Source organism: Vibrio sp. JCM 18905, assembly GCF_055393305.1.
The window spans coordinates 302,849-324,281 of record NZ_AP043878.1 but is presented as its reverse complement, the minus strand read 5'-3'; the positions used below and the strand labels follow the sequence as shown (position 1 = coordinate 324,281).

The 21,433-nt window shown below is 43.8% G+C and carries 21 protein-coding genes; 15 read left to right on the top strand and 6 right to left on the bottom strand.

What is annotated here, in order from left to right:
- Positions 1-70 precede the first annotated feature (70 nt).
- The 5 genes from ACZ5ZC_RS01250 to ACZ5ZC_RS01230 all read left to right on the top strand — a co-directional run bounded on the left by ACZ5ZC_RS01250 (position 71) and on the right by ACZ5ZC_RS01230 (position 6,644).
- Positions 71-1,168: an autoinducer 2-binding periplasmic protein LuxP gene (locus tag ACZ5ZC_RS01250; RefSeq protein WP_005397733.1), complete on the top strand. Its 1,098-nt coding sequence runs from the start codon at positions 71-73 to the stop codon at positions 1,166-1,168.
- On the top strand, positions 1,168-3,744 hold the full coding sequence (luxQ, locus tag ACZ5ZC_RS01245; RefSeq protein ID WP_048624830.1) for a quorum-sensing autoinducer 2 sensor kinase/phosphatase LuxQ: 2,577 nt from the start codon (positions 1,168-1,170) through the stop codon (positions 3,742-3,744). Before ACZ5ZC_RS01250 ends, luxQ begins: the two co-directional genes overlap by 1 nt.
- A gap of 300 nt (positions 3,745-4,044) precedes the next feature.
- Entirely contained in the window at positions 4,045-4,500 is a 456-nt protein-coding gene (locus ACZ5ZC_RS01240) for a MarR family transcriptional regulator (RefSeq protein WP_005397727.1), read from the top strand.
- 35 nt (positions 4,501-4,535) lie between these two features.
- Positions 4,536-5,594, top strand: coding sequence for an HlyD family secretion protein (locus tag ACZ5ZC_RS01235; protein WP_301614292.1), 1,059 nt, complete (start codon positions 4,536-4,538; stop codon positions 5,592-5,594).
- 12 nt (positions 5,595-5,606) lie between these two features.
- Positions 5,607-6,644 (top strand): DUF2955 domain-containing protein, encoded by a 1,038-nt coding sequence (locus ACZ5ZC_RS01230; protein ID WP_464931670.1) that lies wholly within the window; start codon positions 5,607-5,609, stop codon positions 6,642-6,644.
- A gap of 2 nt (positions 6,645-6,646) precedes the next feature.
- Here the strand turns inward: ACZ5ZC_RS01230 and ACZ5ZC_RS01225 are convergent, their stop codons facing one another.
- Together ACZ5ZC_RS01225 and ACZ5ZC_RS01220 are read right to left on the bottom strand one after the other, a co-directional pair.
- Positions 6,647-7,309: a PilZ domain-containing protein gene (locus ACZ5ZC_RS01225; RefSeq protein WP_065646235.1), complete on the bottom strand. Its 663-nt coding sequence runs from the start codon at positions 7,307-7,309 to the stop codon at positions 6,647-6,649.
- A gap of 94 nt (positions 7,310-7,403) precedes the next feature.
- Entirely contained in the window at positions 7,404-8,330 is a 927-nt protein-coding gene (locus tag ACZ5ZC_RS01220; protein ID WP_464931819.1) for a DMT family transporter, read from the bottom strand.
- Between the two features lie 148 nt (positions 8,331-8,478).
- Between ACZ5ZC_RS01220 and ACZ5ZC_RS01215 the strand changes: the two genes are divergently transcribed.
- Both ACZ5ZC_RS01215 and ACZ5ZC_RS01210 read left to right on the top strand, forming a co-directional pair.
- Positions 8,479-8,934, top strand: coding sequence for an Lrp/AsnC family transcriptional regulator (locus ACZ5ZC_RS01215; RefSeq protein ID WP_031780652.1), 456 nt, complete (start codon positions 8,479-8,481; stop codon positions 8,932-8,934).
- 5 nt (positions 8,935-8,939) lie between these two features.
- Positions 8,940-9,563, top strand: coding sequence for a class I SAM-dependent methyltransferase (locus ACZ5ZC_RS01210; RefSeq protein ID WP_005397716.1), 624 nt, complete (start codon positions 8,940-8,942; stop codon positions 9,561-9,563).
- Between the two features lie 526 nt (positions 9,564-10,089).
- Here ACZ5ZC_RS01210 and ACZ5ZC_RS01205 read toward each other — a convergent pair.
- Positions 10,090-10,638, bottom strand: a complete 549-nt coding sequence (locus tag ACZ5ZC_RS01205; protein WP_065646236.1) for an ATPase — start codon at positions 10,636-10,638, stop codon at positions 10,090-10,092.
- Positions 10,639-10,741: 103 nt separating this feature from the next.
- On the opposite strand from ACZ5ZC_RS01205, the gene ACZ5ZC_RS01200 reads away from it, so the two are divergent.
- The 4 genes from ACZ5ZC_RS01200 (at position 10,742) to secF (ending at position 14,923) form a co-directional block, all read left to right on the top strand.
- Positions 10,742-11,410 carry an SH3 domain-containing protein gene (locus ACZ5ZC_RS01200; RefSeq protein WP_134645497.1) on the top strand — a complete coding sequence of 223 codons (669 nt, stop codon included), beginning with the start codon at positions 10,742-10,744 and terminating at the stop codon, positions 11,408-11,410.
- Positions 11,411-11,535: 125 nt separating this feature from the next.
- Positions 11,536-12,015: a hypothetical protein gene (locus ACZ5ZC_RS01195; RefSeq protein ID WP_054868061.1), complete on the top strand. Its 480-nt coding sequence runs from the start codon at positions 11,536-11,538 to the stop codon at positions 12,013-12,015.
- A 164-nt stretch (positions 12,016-12,179) separates the two neighbouring features.
- Positions 12,180-14,018: a protein translocase subunit SecD gene (gene secD / locus ACZ5ZC_RS01190; protein ID WP_464931669.1), complete on the top strand. Its 1,839-nt coding sequence runs from the start codon at positions 12,180-12,182 to the stop codon at positions 14,016-14,018.
- 2 nt (positions 14,019-14,020) lie between these two features.
- The gene (gene secF / locus ACZ5ZC_RS01185) at positions 14,021-14,923 is read left to right on the top strand and encodes a protein translocase subunit SecF (protein WP_464931668.1); all 903 of its coding nucleotides are present in this window, start codon (positions 14,021-14,023) and stop codon (positions 14,921-14,923) included.
- Between the two features lie 62 nt (positions 14,924-14,985).
- On the opposite strand, the gene ACZ5ZC_RS01180 is transcribed toward secF, so the two are convergent.
- Both ACZ5ZC_RS01180 and ACZ5ZC_RS01175 read right to left on the bottom strand, forming a co-directional pair.
- Positions 14,986-15,252, bottom strand: a complete 267-nt coding sequence (locus ACZ5ZC_RS01180) for a hypothetical protein (RefSeq protein ID WP_012842361.1) — start codon at positions 15,250-15,252, stop codon at positions 14,986-14,988.
- Positions 15,253-15,268: 16 nt separating this feature from the next.
- A complete protein-coding gene (locus ACZ5ZC_RS01175) occupies positions 15,269-15,889 on the bottom strand; it encodes a LysE family translocator (protein WP_041853084.1) in 621 nt (206 codons plus the stop codon).
- Between the two features lie 995 nt (positions 15,890-16,884).
- Between ACZ5ZC_RS01175 and ACZ5ZC_RS01170 the strand changes: the two genes are divergently transcribed.
- From ACZ5ZC_RS01170 to phaC, 4 genes are all read left to right on the top strand, one after another.
- The gene (locus tag ACZ5ZC_RS01170; protein ID WP_005398281.1) at positions 16,885-17,625 is read left to right on the top strand and encodes an SDR family oxidoreductase; all 741 of its coding nucleotides are present in this window, start codon (positions 16,885-16,887) and stop codon (positions 17,623-17,625) included.
- Positions 17,626-17,637: 12 nt separating this feature from the next.
- Positions 17,638-18,846: an acetyl-CoA C-acetyltransferase gene (locus tag ACZ5ZC_RS01165; protein WP_330943330.1), complete on the top strand. Its 1,209-nt coding sequence runs from the start codon at positions 17,638-17,640 to the stop codon at positions 18,844-18,846.
- Between the two features lie 44 nt (positions 18,847-18,890).
- Entirely contained in the window at positions 18,891-19,238 is a 348-nt protein-coding gene (locus ACZ5ZC_RS01160) for a phasin family protein (RefSeq protein WP_005398278.1), read from the top strand.
- Between the two features lie 80 nt (positions 19,239-19,318).
- Complete coding sequence (gene phaC, locus ACZ5ZC_RS01155) at positions 19,319-21,094, top strand: class I poly(R)-hydroxyalkanoic acid synthase (RefSeq protein WP_006741150.1); 1,776 nt, start codon at positions 19,319-19,321, stop codon at positions 21,092-21,094.
- Positions 21,095-21,298: 204 nt separating this feature from the next.
- Here phaC and ACZ5ZC_RS01150 read toward each other — a convergent pair whose 3' ends face one another.
- Complete coding sequence (locus ACZ5ZC_RS01150; protein ID WP_464931667.1) at positions 21,299-21,433, bottom strand: TIGR02808 family protein; 135 nt, start codon at positions 21,431-21,433, stop codon at positions 21,299-21,301.

Sequence of the window (21,433 nt, the reverse complement as noted above, 5' to 3'; positions counted from 1 at the left end):
GAGTAAAGGATGACTCGGCTAGGTAACGAATAGAGCTGAATTAGGCTCATAAAAAGCTAAAGAGCAGTAGATGAAAAAAGCGTTAGTATTCTCCCTGATGTCAATGGCCACTGTCGCGCCGATAGCGCAAGCCACTCAAGTCCTCAATGGGTATTGGGCATATCAAGAATTTTTAGACCAGTTTCCAGAACAGAAGCAGTTAACGAATGCGTTGGCTGACGCCGTGCGAGAGACTCCTGTTCCGGTTGAAAGAGACAAAAAGCGTCCGTTAAAAATTTCTGTGGTTTATCCAGGTCAACAGATTTCGGATTATTGGATTCGAAATATAGACGCATTTGAACAGCGTTTAGATAAACTCGATATCGACTATCAACTTAATCAAGTATTTACCCGTCCCAACGCAGATATTAAGCAACAAAGTTTGTCTTTAATGGAAGCGCTGAAGAGCAACTCCGATTATCTGATTTTCACTCTCGATACCACTAGGCATCGTAAGTTTGTTGAACACGTCTTAGACTCAAAGAAAACCAAGTTGATCTTACAAAATATCACTACACCGGTAAGAGATTGGGAGGATCACCAACCGTTCCTTTATGTTGGTTTTGATCATGCTGAAGGCAGCCGTGAGCTTGCCGTGGAGTTTGGTAAGCGTTTTCCAAAACAGAGCCATTATAGTGTGCTCTACTTTTCAGAAGGATATATCAGCGATATCAGAGGTAATACCTTTATCAATCAAGTCAACCGTGATAACAACTTTGAACTACAATCTGCTTACTATACCAAAGCGACAAAGCAGTCTGGGTATGAAGCAGCAAAAGCGAGTTTGGAAAAATACCCTGACGTCGATTTTATTTATGCGTGTTCTACAGATGTGGCGCTAGGGGCTGTTGATGCGCTGAAAGAATTAGGGCGTGAAGATGTCATGATCAACGGCTGGGGTGGCGGCTCTGCAGAATTAGAAGCGCTTTCGAAAGGGGAGTTAGACGTTACTGTTATGCGTATGAACGATGATACTGGCATTGCAATGGCAGAAGCGATTAAGTGGGATCTTGAAGGGAAACCCGTTCCAACCGTTTATTCTGGTGATTTTGAAGTCGTCACGAAATCTGATTCTCCAGAAAGAATTGAAGCATTAAGAAAACGCGCATTTAGATACTCAGACAATTGATGACAACTACATCAAAAACAAGAAAGCGTCGCTCATTGTCGACGCTTATTACGAAAATAATCATTCTCGTACTTGCTCCGATCATTTTAGGCATCTTCGTTCAGAGTTATTACTTCTCGAAGCAAATTATTTGGCAAGAAGTGGATAGAACTAAGCAACAGACGTCAGCGCTGATTCTTAATATTTTTGATAGCCATTTTGCTGCGATTCAGATTCATCACAACAGTAACTCGAAGAGTGATGTTGTTTTAGATTTTTATACAGAACGGGATGAAGAAGCTCTCAATTACTTTTTCATGAGTATTGACCAGAGTGATCCTTCTCATACGCCAGAGTTTCGCTTTCTCACCGATCATCAAGGCATTATTTGGGACGATGGGAATGCGCATTTCTATGGCATCAATAACTTGATTCTCAATGGCCTCGCGAGCCAAGTGACTTTTAGCAACAATTGGTATTACCTTCCTTCACATACCCCAATGGGAACTCGCCACCTGTTACTGCGTCGTGTACCGGTTTTACAACCTAAAACCGGTGAAGTGATGGGGTATTCTTACAATGTTGTTGTTCTAGATAACAACTTCGGGTTGATGGAAAGACTAAAAAACGAAGGAAACGTTGATAATGTTGTTTTGGTGGCCAACGATACGCCACTAGCTAGCTCACTAGTCGGAGATGAAGCGTACAAGATATTTGATGTTCTGAAGCGGCGAGAGTCTCAGCAAAAGCTTGACCAGTTGTTGATCATTAAAACCCCTATCGAAGTCAATGCTGCCACGACGGATTTGTGTTTACTAACCGTACAAGACAATCAGAGTGTTGTGACGCTGCAAATCCAGCACCTTTTGGCGATGCTGGCTTCAGTTATCGGGATGGTGATGATTGCGTTGATGACCAAAGAGTGGATTGAGAATCGAGTCGTCGAAGAGCTTGGCTCGTTGATGGCATACACTCGTTCGGCTCGTGAAGAAAAAGGGTTCGAACGGTTTGGTGGGTCGGATATCGAGGAGTTCGATCATATTGGTTCGACACTAGAAAACACCTTTGAAGAGCTGGAAGCGCAAAAGCGTTCATTCCGCGATCTGTTTAACTTTGCGTTATCGCCGATTATGGTGTGGTCAGAGTCTGGTGTACTCATCCAAATCAACCCGGCAGCCCGCAAAGAATTGGTCATGGAAAACGACATTGAAACTATGCACCCAGTGTTTAAAGGCTTCAAAGAAAAGTTGATGCCGCACCTGCGAATGGCAGCTCAAGGAGCCACGTTAACTGGCGTCAATGTACCAATTGGAGACAAGGTATATCGCTGGAACTTATCGCCGATTCGAGTTGACGGTGATATCAGCGGTATCATTGTTCAAGGTCAGGATATTACGACGCTTATTGAAGCGGAAAAACAAAGTAACTTGGCACGTAAAGAGGCAGAAAAATCCGCCCAAGCACGTGCCGATTTTCTGGCTAAAATGAGCCATGAAATCCGAACGCCAATCAATGGCATTCTAGGAGTTGCTCAATTATTAAAAGACTCGGTCGAAACGGAAGAACAGAATAACCAAATTGACGTACTTCGACATAGTGGTGAGCACTTACTTGCTGTTTTGAATGATATTTTGGATTTTTCGAAGATTGAGCAGGGTAAGTTTAATATTCAAAAGCACCCGTTTTCGTTCACTGACACGATTCGGACGTTAGAAAACATTTATCGTCCAATTTGCGAAAATAAAGGCGTTAACCTCGTCATTGAAAACAAGATTGATCCCAATGTTGAAATCTTTACTGACCAAGTTCGTCTGAACCAAATTTTATTCAACTTAGTCAGTAACTCAGTTAAGTTTACCCCCTCGGGCAGCGTACGCTTGCATGCTGAACTGGAGCAGTTCTACGGCGCCGAAAATAGTGTGTTGGTAGTGGAAATTACGGATACGGGCATCGGCATAGAGCCTGATAAGCTCGACCAAATGTTCGAACCTTTCGTTCAAGAGGAAGCAACGACCACTCGAGAATACGGTGGCAGTGGCTTGGGACTGACCATTGTGAAAAGCCTCGTCGATATGCTGGAAGGTGACGTTCAAGTACGTAGTCAAAAAGGTTTGGGTACGACCTTTGTTATTACAATGCCAGTGAAAGATCGTGAGCGAGTGCTCACCCCTCTTGATTCAAGCTTGAGAGTTAAACCTGGTGAGTTATTCGCAGAGAGTCTAAAAGTACTGTTGGTAGAAGATAACCATACTAATGCCTTCATTCTCAAAGCATTTTGTAACAAGTACAAAATGCAGGTTGATTGGGCAAAAGATGGGTTGGAAGCGATGGAGTTCTTAAAAGATCATACTTACGATTTGATTTTGATGGACAACCAACTGCCGCATCTTGGAGGAATTGAAACAACCAAAGAGATCCGACAGAAGCTGAAGTTAGGCACGCCAATTTATGCTTGTACTGCCGATACGGCGAAAGAAACCAGTGATGCGTTTATGGAGGCGGGCGCGAATTACGTATTGCTCAAACCGATTAAAGAAAATGCGCTGCATGAAGCCTTTGTTGACTTCAAGCAGCGATTCTTAATTGAACGAACGTGATGAACTCATTCGCTATGAGCCTTAATTGATAATTCAATCGCTCACTAAACCGAAAAGCACAACGCCATAACTTAGGGTTGTGCTTTTTTGTATCTCAATGCTTCACTTGTTGATAAGCCAGGAGTGCTGATATTACCTTTAGTGTCGTATATCACTACTATTCAACCCAAGTACTACGTTGCGTCACGCAAACTTGTTCCCCAATAGCATATTCTATGTGATTTAAATCACAAAAACTTATTTACTTAGCGTGCTAACTATTTTATATTACTTAGCAAGCTAAGTAATTGAGTAGATCTTATGATTCAAGACATCAACAGTTTGCGCGACCTTTCTCTGGCTGAAAAGTTATCTCGTGTTGCCCGTTTGTGGAAAATGGTTGCAGATCGCGAGTTGGAGCCTTTAAACCTGACGTACCCGCGTTGGACTGCGTTATGGAAACTTTATCGAATGGGCGACAACGTTAGTCAGAAGCATTTGGCTGAAGCGCTTGAGATTGAGTTGGCATCGCTGATGCGCACATTAAAGCTATTAGAAGAGCAATCTCTGATCACTCGCCATTGCAGTGAGCATGACAAGCGAGCACGTATTGTTAGCCTTACAGAAGAAGGTAAAACCCTACTCAAGCAAATGGAGACTCGAATTCTTCAAGTACGGAGCAAGCTACTGACGGAAATCAATGACCAAGAGCTTCAAAAGCTTTCATTGATCCTAGATCAGATTGCTCACAATGCACTTGATTCACTTAGCGAATAAGTCAGAAACCCGAATTAAAAGAGAAGTAAACGCCTATGACTCCAGATCAAAAATTCGCACGTTGGATCAAGTATTCTTGCGTCGCGTTTGTCCTTGTCTTTGCCTATTTTCTAGTCGCAGATCTCGCCATGCCACTGACGCCCCAGGCAATGGCAACGCGAGTGGTAACTAAAGTAGCTCCCCGTGTGAGTGGACAGATTACGCATCTTTATGTTGCCAACAACCAAGAAATAAGCCAAGGCGATCTACTATTCCAGATTGATCCACAGCCTTATCAGCTCGCCGTAGAAAAGGCTCAACTTAACCTTGAGCGTGTGACTCAAAATAATGAACAGCTTGATGCCTCTATTGCAGCGGCAAAAGCGGACGTTGAAGCAAGCAAAATTGTCGCCGAGCAAAAAGTTCGCGAAGCCAAACGTCTTGATACATTGTTTCATCGCAATGGCACCTCGCAACAACAGCGTGATGACGCACAAAGTAGTGCAACGGCAGCCAGAGCAAACTTACTGGCCGCGCGCGCTCGTTTAAAAGAGTTGGAAGTAAACCGAGGCGATTTAGGTGCAACGAATGTAAATATCCGCGTGGCACAAAACCAGCTAAAACAAGCGGAACTTAATCTGTCTTACACTAAAGTAATTGCTGAACATGATGGCGTTGTCGCTAACTTGCAGCTGGAAACGGGTGCCTATGCGGCAGCTGGTACGCCTCTTGTGGCTTTAGTCTCGGATGAAGTGGATATTATTGCCGACTTTCGTGAAAAGAGTCTGCGACACTTCAATCAGAACAGTCGGGCGTTAGTGGCCTTTGATAGCTTGCCAGGTGACGTATTTGAAGCTCGTATTACGAGTGTGGATGCAGGGGTAAGCTCAGGGCAGTTTGATGCAGATGGCCGCTTAGCGACACCGACTGACTCAAACCGTTGGGTGAGAGACGCGCAGCGTTTACGTTTACATTTAGCTATCGATGAACCTCAACAGCGCGCATTTCCGGCCGGTGCACGTGCGACTGTGCAACTGTTGCCAGAAAACTCGTTATCTGGCTGGTTAGCGAGATGTCAGATCCGATTTTTGAGTCTTCTTCATTACATTTATTAACGGGGAGGCGATATGAAGTTATGGGATCACCCCATGTCGGAAAACGACTTCCGTCAGTGTTTGCGCATTGCAACTGGCGCGACCATTGGCTTCACCTTATGTAAGGTCTTTGGCTGGAATTATGGCGTATTTTTTACCGTAACACCGATGTTGTTACTTGGAATGGTACCAGTCATGAGCCTGCATGCTGCACGACAGCTGATTTTTTCAGCGGTCGTATGCGGATTGGAGGTCGGTATTCTTGGTGGGCTATTTGGTGGACATCCTGGCATGATGACGATCATCGCCTTCGGGTTGTTTTTGTATAAGTTCGCCTGTATGTCAAAAGGGAGCTTATTCTTGTTTGGGGCAAATAGCGTGCTGAGCTTGAGCATCATGCTGCATTTTGCGAGTTATCCAACAACCGACTTAAATGATCTGATATTCGGCAACCTACAAGCGAATGTTATTTCAGTGATCGTGGCCTACGTCGTGACATTTTTGATCCCTGATGCAGAGCCCCGTCAGCCACCGGCCAAACCATCTCAGCCTAAACAGAATCACCGCATGCGTCATGAAGCCCTTATGGGGGCGAGCATCGCTACAATGTCTTTCCTTGTATTCCAGCTATTTGACCTCAGTGATTCTATGTCCGCTCAGGCGACAACCTTGCTTTTATTGTTTCCTATGCATTGGAACGGTGCTTTAGGGTATGCGCGCAAAAGAGCAATGGGGACCTTGATGGGGGTAACCTTTGGTATTGCTGGGCAGCTCGTACTATACGATTGGTCGGATACCTTGCTGTTTATCGTCCCATTGCTGTGGATTGGCGCGATGATGTTCAGCTATATGCATGTAAAAGAGTCTAGTGGGTCAGGAGCTGGGTTTGGCGGATTAACTACATTAGGTATTTTATTTGGCCAATACCTTACTCCGGATGGCGATTTAATGTTCAGCGCGCTGTATCGCGTGAGTAGTATTTTGTTTGCTATTGTTGTCACTCTGCTCGTGACCTATGCGGTGCACAGAGTGCTCAACAGCTTTGAGGCGACGCGCTTTAGCCAGCAGTAAGTTCAGACGTTACTGGTTAGAAAGGACTGCTCCAGTAACTCTGTTTTTAGCTCGTGACTCATCGCTATTGGGCTTTCAAACTTAATTCCTATTACCCAGCCTTTCACCAACTTCTTAATGTTGGCAATGACACACCGATTTTCTTCTCCAATATAGTGACTTAGAGAAGAGTCGATAGTGACACTTTCACCAACGTTGAATTCTGGCTCTATAAAGGTTGAGATACCAATACCTGCCAGTGAGAAGTCGATAAGGCTACCGTCGTAAACATTCCCCGCATGAACAATCTTACAATCCATTTGCAGCTTATATCGTTCGTGTTCCCGGACTGGTTTGGTTGCAAATGTTCCTGGAATTCGAATAAATAAAAGGGGCGAAGGACGAACCGCAGTTGTTAGAACACTGGATTTAAATGCAATGACATGGCCTAACTCCGTATCTGATACACCACGCACGATGACATCGGCGTTTGGGAGTTTTCTCATCACTTGCTCTTCAAGCAAACGCATCGGTATATCAAGAATCAAATACGCGTTCTCTTTCATCCCAAGATAGGTGGTGGAATACGTATACTGGTCCTTAGGCCCAAACTCGAAATTAGTCGAAAGTTTCATTCCTGGTTTGAGGAATCTATGCAGTTCATCTTTAGTATGAGTGGCAGGCATTACATTGGCGTTTTAATTATTGGTTAAATCGAGGCTATCAAAACGCCATTTTGTTATTCAAGATAGTAGGACAAAAGTTTTTGTAAAATTATCGCTATCTGTGAAGTGGTGGGCGATAAGTTTGGCTCATTCCATCTTTCATAAAGATTTGGCTTGCCACAATACTGCCGCAGGTTACCAGCATCAGCGCTAACCAAGTAAGTGAATCTGGTTGTTCACCAAAGATTGGAACGGCAAGAAGTGTCGCGACGACTGGAGTTAATGACCCAAAAGCAGCACTGGCTTCGGCGCCAATAATTCGGATTGCATAGATAAAGGTAAAAGAGGCGATTAAGCCTGCGCCGACACCTTGCAACATCGCGTGGCCAAATAATTCTTCCCACGGCCACTGACTGATCGGCGTTATCGCTAGGTAACTATCTACCCATCCGAAGCCAACCGCAATGATGAGCAGTGCCAAAGACGCGATTGCAACGAATCCAGCACAGACATGCGCATTAAGGTTAGCAACACGAGCACTGATGGTGAAAACAGCCCACATAATGCTACCGGTTAGAAACAGGATGTGGCCTTGTAATTGAGACCAGTTGTACTCTGCACCGCTATTAGAAAGAAGAAATACGAAAACCCCTAACAGCACCGTAGAAAGCCCGATTAAGCGGTGAGCACTCAGCGACTGTTGATAGCACAACACCGCGATAGCAGAAACAAATAATGGCAAAGTACCAGGTACTAATGCACTGCCGTGCGCCACGGGAGCGAAGTGCATAGCTGTGCCGACGACCAGCAGGTAGGGCAGGCCACTCCCTACCACAACACCAGTTAGGTAGCGTTTAGGCACGACGCGAAGCGCCTGCTTATGCTTAATCACAAATGGTAATAAAATTAAACTTGGGATTAGAAAGCGAACTAACGCGATATCGGCTGGCTGCAAACTAGAAATTGCGCCCCCTTTTAAAGAAATAAAGAAACCAGACCAAAGCAGTAAGGTCGTTAATATAGCTGCGTATCCCAATATCATTGTCGGCATGTCCATTTGTAAATGATGTGTTAATTGTTGAATAAAACTCGTGCCAAAGGGAGGCAAAGTTTGACGTAATTAAGCTTGATGTTGGTGATAAAGCGCGTATAAGTGTTAATTGTTAGTGATTATTGGCATGGAAGGACAAATGGACAAAATTGACAGGCAACTGATCAACTTGATGCAGAAGGATGCGACCCTGACTACGGCAGAGCTCGCTGACAAAGTAGGATTATCGGCATCACCTTGTGCAAGACGCATTAAGCGTTTAGAGCAGGAGGGCGTAATTAGCGGTTATCGAGCCATTGTGTCCAGAGACACGGTGGGTATTGCGATGACCGTATTTGTTGAAGTCAGTTTGAACAACCACCAAGCTTCTTCGATTGATGAATTTGAACATGCTGTTGTTGAAATGGACGAAGTGATCTCGTGCCATGTTGTATCAGGGGCTTATGATTATTTGTTAGAAGTGGTCAGCAAAGATCTCGCTGGTTATGAAACATTCACTAGAAAGCTACAACGATTAGAAAACGTAAAAGATATCCATACGCACTTGGCGATTAGACAAGTGAAAGGAAATGGAAGCTTGCCGATTTATGCATAAGAAAGATGAAATTTCTCGATAGACTTAAGATTGCTCACTATCACCGAAAGCGATACCGACAGTTCGGTACAGACAGAGCGCGAACGCTGGGATGGAGAGATAAGTACAGCCAAATCAGTCGATTTGAAGCTTTGTGCCGTGGGTTAACGTTAGACGGTTCAAGTCTTTTAGATATTGGGTGCGGCTACGGAGACTTATTAGCGTTTATTGAGTTCAACAATCTGCGCCCCCAAAGTTATATTGGCATTGATCAGCAAAAACAGTTTATCTCTGAGGCCAGAAAGCGGGACTTTCGTACTCAAAGTGAGTTCGTATGCGGTGACTTTTCAACGTTGGTATTGCCCCGTAGTGATTATGTCTTTGCTTCTGGATCATTGAATTATCAATCCGCGAATCCAAATCATACCATTGAGATGATCGAGAAAATGTACCGGGCCGCAGAGAAAGGGTGCGTGTTTAACTTATTGGATGAAGAAAAGCTGCCGAGCATGAGAATGCTCGCATCGCATAATAAAGTTGGGGTGTTACGCTATTGCCGATGGTTATGTCCAGACGCACAATTGATCGAGGGTTATTCCGATCACGACTTTACGATCGCGATGATCAAAAAAGCGGAGTCAGTTTCCTGACTCCGCCTTATAAATTCTTAAGCCTTATTGGTGCTTGTATTGTGAGATTTCACAGTTACCTGTGTATCTATCAACCTTGAATGAGAACGCAGCTGAATGGTATTCCCTCCCATCACTCCAAATTGTTTCTCCGAAGATTTTACAAAGGTCCAAATCGCTGATTGAACCAAACTCTTTTACGTGCCTAACTACTGACAAAAACTTGGCTTTGGTAGCATTAGGACAGTCCCTGTTACTTAATCGATTGATAACCATGGTTGTAGCATCATCTCCAGCCAAATGTGACTTTTTATTAAATTTTATTAATGGGTAAATTAACCAAAAATTGGCCATAAGTAAAGCATTATTGTGACGTATGTCTCTATAAGTTGCCTCTCTTGGTCATGGTTTAGTCAAGTTTATAAAAGGGAACAGTCCCATTTTTTACATATAACGTTGGGATCACTAAAAGAGGGAATTAAAGCACGAATAACGTCCAATATTGGAGTGAAAACCCGACATCGTCTTTTCAAAACGGGCTCGATTTTTACCTCGAAACATCTTGAGCGTATTGAAGCGATCTCGCTTCTTTATCATAGAGTTGCGCTAGTGCTTGGTACTGTGAAGAAAGGCGTTTGTAATCCTCGGTAAGTTGCAAAGCGTTGGTGTTATACCACTCCGCAGTGATTTGATTGGCAGTTTCGTTTGACTCACGGCACTTTTGGGCAAGTTTCTTCCATCCATTTGCTGACCATTGAGATTGTGTGCTCAATTTAATCAACTCGTTAGCTTTAGTCGTGAGTTCTTCTTTATATTGAATGGAGGCTTTTAATTGAGTTTTGAACGCATTTTGGTTCGAGCGGGCGCGCCAAAGTAATACGAGTTCATGTAGGGAAAAGGTTTGGGACAATAACTGACGCTGCTTATGTTCGGCTAAAAGTGCATTGAATACCTCAACATGCTTATTGTAATTGGACTCTAAACGATTGAATTGGGTAAGATTGTCATTCCACGACGATGGGTTACATTGAATATTGGCGTGCCCCATAATGGGGAACAGAAGAAACAACAGTATCCAATTGAGTTTGTTGATCATTATTGCTCGCGTTAGTTGACCGACCCTTTTGAGTATATACCCAAATTTCCGCGACATGCGTGTTGCTGGTGAGATAAGAACAAAGAATGAAAAGGAAAAGTACATGAAGAAAATTCTCATCGCATTGATTGTCATACTGTTGCTCGGTGGGGCGGGTGCTGGATACTATTTCTTCTTTATGCAAAAAGATGAACCTGAAGTGCCAAAAGCTGCGCAAGTGGAGCAAGCGCCAGTGGAAGAAGAAACATCCAAACCGATTCTGGATTTAGAAACCTCCCCTCCTGAAGTGACCGAATACTATGTCATTGAGCGTCGAATCAATGTTTACAATAAGCCAAATGCTAATGCTTTGGTTGTCGATACGCTCTATAAGGGAGAAAAAGTATCGGTGTTAGAAAAAGTGGATGGTTGGTATCGAATCTCTGGTTACCTTGTTTATGAAGAGGGCGGTGAAGAAAAAGCTGAGTGGTTGAATTCCGAAGGATTATCTGATGCAGAGCCAGTTATTAAAGAGCAAGAGCGTTTAGAAATACTGGATGGATATTTGCAGAAGTCGGATGATTTAAAAGTCCACTTGGACATCTTCCGCAAGAAAACCCAGCAATTGTTAGACGATGAAACCTGTGATCCGAGTGATTTTGAAGAGCTCGGTGGCTGGGTTCGTTCGGTTACTTATGACAAGCGCAATGTGTACTTCATTTATTGTGGTGGTTTGGAGCAAGAGAACAAAATCTATTTAGATGTCGATAAAGGCGATATCTTTTACCGCTAACAGAGCGCCTTTAGTTTAAAGCCTCTAGAGATTTATAACTTTTTAGTTGTGAACCATAATTAATAGGAATACTATCATCGAGTCGAGTGAAAAAACTCGACTCGTTTTGTTTTTAGTGAGTTCTTATGTCTCAGATTGGCTTGAAAAAATTGCTTTTTATGCTGCTTGCGATGGTATTGCTACCAGCGCATGTTTTTGCTGCGCAAATCGATCAGAAAGCTCATTTACCTTACTTTTCTAAGCTGCAACCATTTGTTGCGAGTATTACTTTTGCAAATACCTCAATCGATTTTTCTGAAGTCTCAGAAGAAACGACGCAGTCTCCGATTTCTGAAAGTCATGCAAGACTCGATACGCTAGCCCTATTTAACACTCAACGTTGGGTTTCTCACTTACGTGAAGGCCTTGATGATGAGCATGTTGACGTTGTTGGTGACCTAAACACGCCTTTCTATGCTGACGCAGGTTATGCCTACAGCCTGATGGATATCAATTGGCGTCAAAACCAGTACACTTTTTATCATTTCACAAGCGATCATCGCATTTCTGGTTGGAAAGAGACCAACGCAATGTACGTCGCACTCAATAGTCAGTTTTCTGCCTAAACACCATCTATTTGCACCATTGTGCACTCTTAACACGACGATTGTATTCAACAGGGCGTAACCGTCCTGAGCATTTCATACCCTGAATTTATTCTGGGGGCATCTGTCGTGTGTTAAGCCCTGTTATTAAAAGCTTCACTTCGTAGTGAAGGGATGATGTTTACATGAAAAAAACACCAAAGCAGCAAAAGAACAGAAAGCTGATGAATCACTATTCAGCTTGGAAATATGTCGTATTAATCACGACGGTCATTATCTTAACGTTAAGCGCGATTCCGACTTGGTTCGGTGAGCAACCATCGATCCAGCTAACGTTTTCAAACCAAAACAGCAGTGAAATTTCGGTTGTTCAGTTGAATCAACTACTGAAAACCAATCATATCTCAGCAGACAAAATCATCGAAAAAGATGGCAAAACGACCATTGTATTCGATGATGAAAATGCGCAAAGCAAAGCTCGTGCGTTACTAAACAATGAGCTAAATAAAGAAGACAGCATTACCTTCTCATATGTGTCTGTTGCTCCAGAGTGGCTGAATGAGATGGGTTTTAGCCCAATCAAACTCGGTCTTGACCTTCGCGGTGGGGTACAGTTCCTCTTGAATGTCGACGTAAATAAAGCATTTGAGGAGCAACGTAATGCTTTGATCGATGAGATCAAAGCAAGCCTGCGAGATCAGCGCGTGCGTGGTGTACAAATTCGCGCAGAAAGTGGTAACCGCATTGCGGTAAACAGTGAGAGTGATACCGCCCTAGCTGAAGTAAACAAATTCTTGCGTCAAAACTATCCTGGTTGGGTGGTGAAAAGCTCGTCTCGCGGTTTTGTTCTTGAGCCAAGTGAGCAGAATATTCAAGAGTTCCAATCAACGACATTGCAACAAAACTTGAAGATTATGCGTGGTCGTATTGAAGAGCTAGGTATTACGGAAGCATTAGTTCAGCGTCAGGGTAAAGACAGCATTCGTATTGAGCTCCCAGGTGTACAAGACCCAGCACAAGCGAAAAACGTTATTGGTGCCACTGCGAGTTTGGCATTCTACGAAGTGAAAGATGCAGGCCAAGCGCGAAGCGGCCAAGATCTTGTGCTGAAAGATAACGATGGCCGAACTGTTATTCTGGAGAAACGACCAGTCCTAACGGGTGAGCACATTGTTAACGCTCGTGCAGGCGTCGACAATATGGGTATGTCAGAAGTTAACATCTCGCTTGACCACGCGGGCGGTAAAAAGATGAGTGATTTCTCTGCAACGCATATTGGCAAACCAATGGCGACGGTTTATCGCGAATACAAGACAAACGATCGTGGCGTAACAGAGCGCAGCGAGCGCGTTATCAGCGTTGCGACTATTCAATCTCAACTTGGTAGCCAATTCCGTATTACCGGTGCTGGCAGCATGGACGAAGCGCAGCAGTTAGCGCTATTACTTCGTGCGGGGTCGTTAACTGCCCCGGTTACTATCGTAGAAGAGCGCACTATTGGTGCTTCTTTGGGAGCTGAAAACATTGAAAATGGCTTTGCGGCACTTGCTTTGGGTATGGGTTTAACACTGACCTTTATGGCCCTTTGGTACCGCCGCTTAGGTTGGGTGGCGAACGTGGCGCTTTGTGCAAACATGCTTTGTTTGCTTGGCTTAATTGCCTTGTTACCAGGTGCGGTGCTAACACTTCCAGGTATTGCAGGGTTGGTGTTAACCGTTGGTATGGCAGTGGACACCAACGTTATTATCTTCGAACGTATTAAGGACAAAATGCGTGAAGGCCGCAGTTTCGCTCAAGCGATTGATCTGGGCTTTGATAGCGCGTACTCGACCATCCTTGATGCCAACATTACTACCATGATCACCGCCGTGATTTTATACGCCATCGGTAACGGTCCAATCCAAGGCTTTGCCTTAACACTCGGATTAGGTTTGTTAACCAGTATGTTTACAGGCGTATTTGCCTCTCGAGCAATGATCAATTTAATTTGGGGCCGAGATGCCCGTCGTGATGTGAGGGTTTAATCATGGTCGAAATGCTAAAACAAAATATTCGTAAAATTCGCCACTTTACTACGCTAGTTTCTATCGTTTTGACGGTGATCGCACTTGGTGCTCTGGGCTTTAAAGGGTTGAACCTAGGCTTGGATTTTACTGGTGGTATGGTGACAGAAGTGAAAGTCGATAAGTCGTTAACCAACCACGATCTGCTTGATACACTACAACCAAAACTTGGTGAATCAACCTCTGTCACCCGCACAGGTGAAGATGGTCGTTGGCTTATTCGCTACTCCGCCCCAGAAGAAGGACAAACTCTGCCGAGTGTGGAAGAGGTATTAAAGCCAGTTTCACATCAAGTTGATGTCGTCAGCAACAGTATTGTTGGTGCTCAAGTTGGTCAGGATTTGTTTGATCAAGGCGGTTTAGCACTATTGATTTGTGTGCTGAGCATCCTTGGTTACTTGTGTTTCCGTTTTGAGTGGCGCTTAGCGAGTGGCTCTGTATTTGCTCTGGCTCATGACGTAATTGTCGTCCTCGGCTTCTTCGCCATTACCCAAATGGAATTCAACTTAACGGTTTTTGCTGCCGTATTGGCAATTTTAGGCTACTCATTGAATGATTCGATCATCATTTCAGATCGAATTCGTGAGCTACTGATCGCGAAACAAAGTTGGAAAATGGAAGACATCAATGACCAAGCTGTCATCGCGACGTTCTCTAGAACGATGGTGACTTCAGGCACAACACTGATTACTGTTGGTGCACTATGGATTATGGGGGGAGCACCGCTAGCGGGTTTTTCAACAGCGATGTTTATTGGTGTGCTATCAGGTACATGGTCTTCCATTTCCATTGGTACCGTATTACCTGAACTGTTCAAGCTCGAACCGAAGCATTACTTGCCTGTTGAGATTGATACCGCGCCGTAATACGAGGTGCTGAAGGTAAAAAGTGCTCGCGCCACTCAGTTTGAGTGGCGTTTTACTTTGTGCTATTTCACACGCATCAGGCGGTGTTTGACGTGACCTAAATCGAACTCAATGATTTGAGAGCGCTTCATCGATTCAACCAGGCGCAACATGGATGTGTGATAACCTTTCTTTTTCATCCATTGCAATGGCTCGGAAAAGCTGTCTTCGTTTACAACGTAAGATTCGCCTTTGTGTTCTCCAGCATAAACGTTTACGACCCAAACCCGGGCCTGAAAATCTAATACTTCACTTATGTTTCGCGTAATTTTTCTTAGGATATTTTTCATCATTTCCAGCGTTGCTTTAGCTCAGTAATAGCCAAACACCAACCCCCATCATTAAAGTGCCCGCGATACGGTTCATCAGGCGCACATTCTTTGATTGACCCAACACGCGTTTCAGTCCTTTACCACCCGTGGCATACAGAGACATACAAATGAACTCAAAAAGAAGGATGATGGAGACAAGCACGATCAGCTGTGGAGCAAGAGCCGCATTTTGATCGATAAAAGGCGGCAGCAGAGAAATCATAAATGCCCAGCCTTTTGGGTTTGCGATAGCGGTAACGAAGCCTTGCATGATGAGCGCGACATTACCACTTCTGGGTGTCTCCAAATTATCGACATTTATTGCTAACTTACCTCGAGATCGCCACATTTCTACACCAAGATAGAGTAAGTAGCCGCCACCAATAAACTTTAGTGCGATAAACATCCAAGGATAGTTGAGCATGATCGCTGCGATCCCTAGTACTGCCGAGACTGAAACCAGCGCGACACCGACGAGTTCACCAATCATCATCCATAATGTGCGGCGATAACCGATACTCATTCCTAGCGTTAAGGCGAGCGTCATGCACATTCCTGGTGTAATTGAGACAAAAAAGAAGGTAGGGATGAACATACTGAGCAATGCAAGATTCATGTTTGTTGATAACTAAGTGATTTGATAGAAGCCACAAAGATAGTGCAAATTGATAAAGGATACTATCCCCAAATAACCTCAAGGTGCTAGGTTCAGCGAGAATGACTTGGCTCACAGGCACGGCAACGATTTGAAGATCTAGTGGTTCTAAATCAAAAATCGTTAACAAAGGCTGTGGGATAAGGAAACTCGCCCTGCGGAGCATGTCACTGACACGATTTCTGCATCTTGACGTCATTTGGGTATAACATCAATTTACTGGGTTAAAGAATCTAGATGATTGCTTTAGGAGATGGCACTATCGAATATTGCACCGTACCGGTACTTCAATAGATAAAAAGTGATTCGATACGTTAAATGCTAGTTAATTGATGTTATTTGGATATTTAAAATAAAACTGAAATTATTTTTTAATTGCTGCGTCATAATAGTGCGAACTGCACCAAAATGAGACGTTTTCTTCTATTTTTTACATTCTAAATATACCAGTTTTCATAAGTAAAACTATAAATATAAAATTAAGGTTATACTGTCAGTAATATCATTTAAGTTAGTAATTAAATGATATTACTGACAATTGCTTATATTGATATTTGAATTATTATTCTAATCGTATTTATAGATAACAACTCTGAGTATGAGAGTAGTATCTGAAATCATGAGATGATGTAACGTCCACTGTTCGGTATGTAACTTATTGATAAATAATGATTAAATTTATGTTCTGATAAGCTTGTGTTTAACTTTATTTTATTTAAAACAATGACTTATAAATAGTTAACCATTTTATAACATTTCATGTTTAATGAGATCTAAATCAATCTTATGCAAATGGATTAGTTTTTTATTTGAAATGTAATATTTCTGGTTTAACTTAAAATAAAAGGCATCACAGGATTGATAGCCAAAAGAATAAATAAACACGTCAGTTGGTGATTTATTTCATCAGTGTATTTAGTTTGCTTTTTTAAATGCCGTTAAGAATGGAGTCTTCGATGAAGAAAGTCGCTTTGATCACCGGATCAAAAGGCGGAATTGGTTCTGCTATTTCCTCTCAATTAGTGAATGATGGTTACCGTGTAATCGCTACGTATTTCACAGGCAACTATGAATGTGCGTTGGAGTGGTTCAACAGTAAAGGGTTTACCAAAGATCAGGTTCGCCTTTTTGAGTTGGACGTAACAAACACTGCAGAGTGTGCAGCAAAGTTAGCGCAATTGCTTGAGGAAGAAGGGACCATTGATGTCGTTATCAACAACGCAGGTATCACACGTGATGGCGTGTTTAAAAAGATGACTGCGCAAGCTTGGAATGACGTCATTAATACCAACCTCAATAGTCTATTCAACGTTACGCAACCTCTGTTCGCTGCGATGTGCGAAAAAGGCGGTGGTCGTGTTATTAACATCTCTTCAGTCAATGGCCTAAAAGGGCAGTTTGGTCAAGCAAACTACTCGGCGGCGAAAGCTGGGATGATAGGTTTCTCTAAAGCGTTGGCGTATGAAGGTGCTCGTTCGGGTGTGACAGTAAATGTTATTGCGCCAGGTTACACTGGTACACCAATGGTTGAGCAAATGAAGCCAGAAGTATTGGAATCCATCACGAATCAAATCCCAATGAAACGCCTTGCTACACCAGAAGAAATTGCAGCATCAGTCAGCTTCTTGGTCAGCGATGCAGGAGCCTATATCACCGGTGAGACTTTGTCGGTGAACGGCGGCCTATACATGCACTAAGGAGATAAGATGATGGAAAAAGTGTTTATCGTAGCAGCGAAGCGCACTCCAATTGGCGCCTTTGGTGGCAGTCTGAAAAATACCTCTGCTGGCAATTTGGCAGCAGTAGCGATTAAGGGCGCATTGGAAGCGGCGAAGTTGAATGCCGACAAGATTGACGAAGTCATTGTTGGCAACGTTGTCGGCGCAGGTCAAGGCATGGGAGTCGGTCGTCAGGCGGCATTGTTCGCTGGGATTCCGGACGCGGTTCCTGCGTATGGTGTAAACATGGTTTGCGGCAGTGGCATGAAAACCGTCATGGATGCAGTTTCACATATCCGTAGTGGCGATGCAGAGATTGTTGTTGCAGCAGGTGTTGAGGTCATGTCTCAGATACCGTTTGCCGCGCCAAGTAGTATTCGTGATGGCAACAAAATGGGCAACCTAGAGCTGAAAGACCTGCTCGTAGCGGACGGTTTAACCGACGTTTACAACCAATATCACATGGGTGTGACGGCAGAAAACGTTGCAAAAGAAATCGGCCTAACCCGTCAACAGCAAGACGAGTATGCGCTGTCTAGCCAACAGAAAGCGGTAGCGGCAATCGAAGCGGGCAAATTCAAAGACGAAATTGTGCCCGTAGAAGTAAAGCAACGCCGTGAAACGGTGCTATTTGATACCGACGAATACCCAAAGGCTAATGCGACCATGGAAGCGTTAAGCAAGCTGCGCCCTGCTTTTGACCGTGAAGGCACTGTGACTGCGGGGAATGCATCAGGTATTAACGATGGTGCGAGTGCAATTATCGTCGCGTCTGAGAGCGCAGTTAAAACACATGGACTCACGCCTATTGCTGAGATCGTAAGCTATGCGCAATCGGGACTTGATCCGAAAATCATGGGTCTAGGTCCAGTGGAGTCAGTCAATAAAGCATTAGCAAAAGCGGAATTAACGGTAAACGACATTGACGTTTACGAGTTGAACGAAGCATTTGCCGCGCAAGCACTTGGCGTGATTCATCAGTTGGCGGAAACCAACCAAGTTCCCGTTAACGCGATTCAAGATAAAGCGAACTTTAATGGTGGTGCTATCGCGCTAGGTCACCCACTTGGTGCATCGGGCAACCGAATCTTAGTGACGCTTGTTCACGAGCTTCATAAGCAAAATGGTCAATATGGTGTCGCATCACTTTGTGTGGGCGGCGGCATGGGGACGGCTGTGGTTATAAAAGCAGTTAAGTAATTATTTAAACGGACATTTTTAATTCTTTCTCTAGGAGATAAACCATGTACACAGATTTCTTCAAAACCTTTAGCGATCAAACTGAAAAAAATCTAGAACCTTACTTGAAGTTCAACAAGCTAGTGACAAAAAACGTAGAAGTGTTGACTGAGCTTCAACTGAACGCAATTCGTACTTACAGCGAAGTGGGTCTGAACCAAATGAAAGCGGCATCAGAAATCAAAGACGTAACGTCATTGACTGCTTTCAACAGCCAGCAACTAAGCGTTCTTACTAAGCTTTCTCAACAAATGATGGACGACAGCAACAAGCTTCAAGCTATTGCAAAAGAGTTCAAAGAAGACGTTGAGAAAATGACTTCGGAAAATCTAAAGACTGTTACTCCAGCGTAATTTGTCCGATTCTCGCCGCCTTAGGGTCTCTAGACCCTAATTTGGGCGGCGTTGTTTTTTCCGAATATAGGAGTAAGACTATGTTTCAGCACTTCTTTTCGGACTATCTTGTACAGCTTCAACAAACCAATCAACAGTGGTGGCATGATTTCGAAGTGAACAAGGCAGTCGTGAACTCTCCTTTAAATAAGGCCATGCAAGAAGTGAACTTGGAAGACACTGCCAAACTCTTCGAACAAGCTGTAAATCAGCCTGCTGCGATCTTAAAACTGCAAGCAGAATGGTGGGAACAGCAGCTACAAATTTGGCAGAATGTCGCGTTGGCGGGTAACCAAAAACAGATCATTGAAGCAGAAAAAGGGGACAAGCGTTTTTCTAATGAAGCGTGGCAAAATGAGGTGATGTATAGCTTCATTAAGCAATCCTACCTGTTATTCAGCAAGACTTATTTAGATACAATTGAGTCACTCGAAGGTTTGGATGAAAAATCTAAAGAGCGAATACTTTTCTTTTCTCGTCAAGCCATCAATGCACTTTCCCCTTCGAATTTCATCGCGACGAATCCAGAACTCTTGAAACTGACACTTGAGCAAAACGGTCAAAACCTTCTGGCTGGCTTAGAGCAGTTAAAAGAAGACGTTGAGTCCAGCGCGGACATTTTGAAAATTCGTATGACGAATAACAATGCATTCCGCGTGGGTGATGACGTTGCGACCACTCCGGGCGATGTGGTTTTTCAAAACGAATTGTTTGAGTTGATTCAATATCGACCTCTAACAGAGAAAGTGAATGCGACGCCACTGCTCATCGTTCCGCCTTTCATTAATAAATACTACATCCTTGACTTAACAGCGAAGAACTCAATGGTTCGATGGTTGCTAGAGCAGGGACATAGCGTATTTATGATGTCTTGGCGTAACCCAGGCAAGGCACAAGCGCATGTAGAGTTTGGTGACTATGTGACAGAAGGCGTCGTCAAAGCCGTCGCGGCAATTGAAGATATAACGGGCCAAGAGCAAATCAACGCGGCTGGTTACTGTATCGGTGGTACGGTTCTGGCGAGCACGGTTGCGTACTATGCGGCAAAACGTATGAAGAAGCGTATTAAATCAGCGACTTTCTTCACCACATTGCTCGACTTTTCTCAGCCAGGCGAAGTTGGCGCGTACATCAATGACACCATTGTGAGTGCAATTGAGGCGCAAAACAACGCAAAAGGGTATATGGACGGTCGTTCATTAAGCGTCACATTCAGCTTACTGCGTGAAAACAGCTTGTACTGGAACTACTATGTCGACAACTACTTGAAGGGCAACAGCCCAGTCGATTTTGACTTGTTGTACTGGAATAGTGACAGTACCAACGTGAGTGCTGCCTCCCATAACTTCTTGCTTCGTGAGCTCTATTTAGAGAATAAGCTAGTGCAAGACAAAGGCGTCAAAATTGGTGGGGTATGGATTGACCTAAATAAGATCAAAATTCCTAGCTATTTTGTATCAACGAAAGAAGACCACATTGCGTTATGGCAGGGAACTTATCGTGGTGCCCTGAACACTGGTGGCAACAAAACGTTTGTTCTCGGTGAGTCGGGTCATATTGCGGGTATCGTGAACCCTCCAGCGAAAAATAAGTATGGTTATTGGTTGAACGATACTTTGGATGATTCAGCTGACGAGTGGTTGAATAATGCCGAGCACAAAGAGGGCTCGTGGTGGACACATTGGAATGAATGGCTACTTCAATTCAATCCAAAAGAGCAAGTCGAACCATTCCCTATTGGCTCGGAAGACCACCCAGCAATAGATGAAGCGCCAGGGCAATACGTCAAGCAGGTTCTGCCAGTAAAAGAATCTTAAACAACTCCCTATAGCAGTAAATTTTAGCGACCTTTATGGTCGCTTTTTTTGGTCGTTACTGGCTACCTTATTACACCGATTGAATATGCGTATCGGTTGAGGACATCTTGTGGCCGAAAGTGACGGTGAATAAAAAAGCGCCGAGTAGATACTCAGCGCTTAGTGTCAACAAATAGGCAAGTTGACGGGTAGAGGTGCGTTGCGTTACCCCTCTTTATCCTTACCAAATGACAGCAGCCAGAGAGAGATTGCTGCTACTGCCACAAAGCCGGAAAGAATAATCACAGGCATGGCGCTATAGCCAAGGATATGCCAAATTACAGATTCTAAAGTACTCAT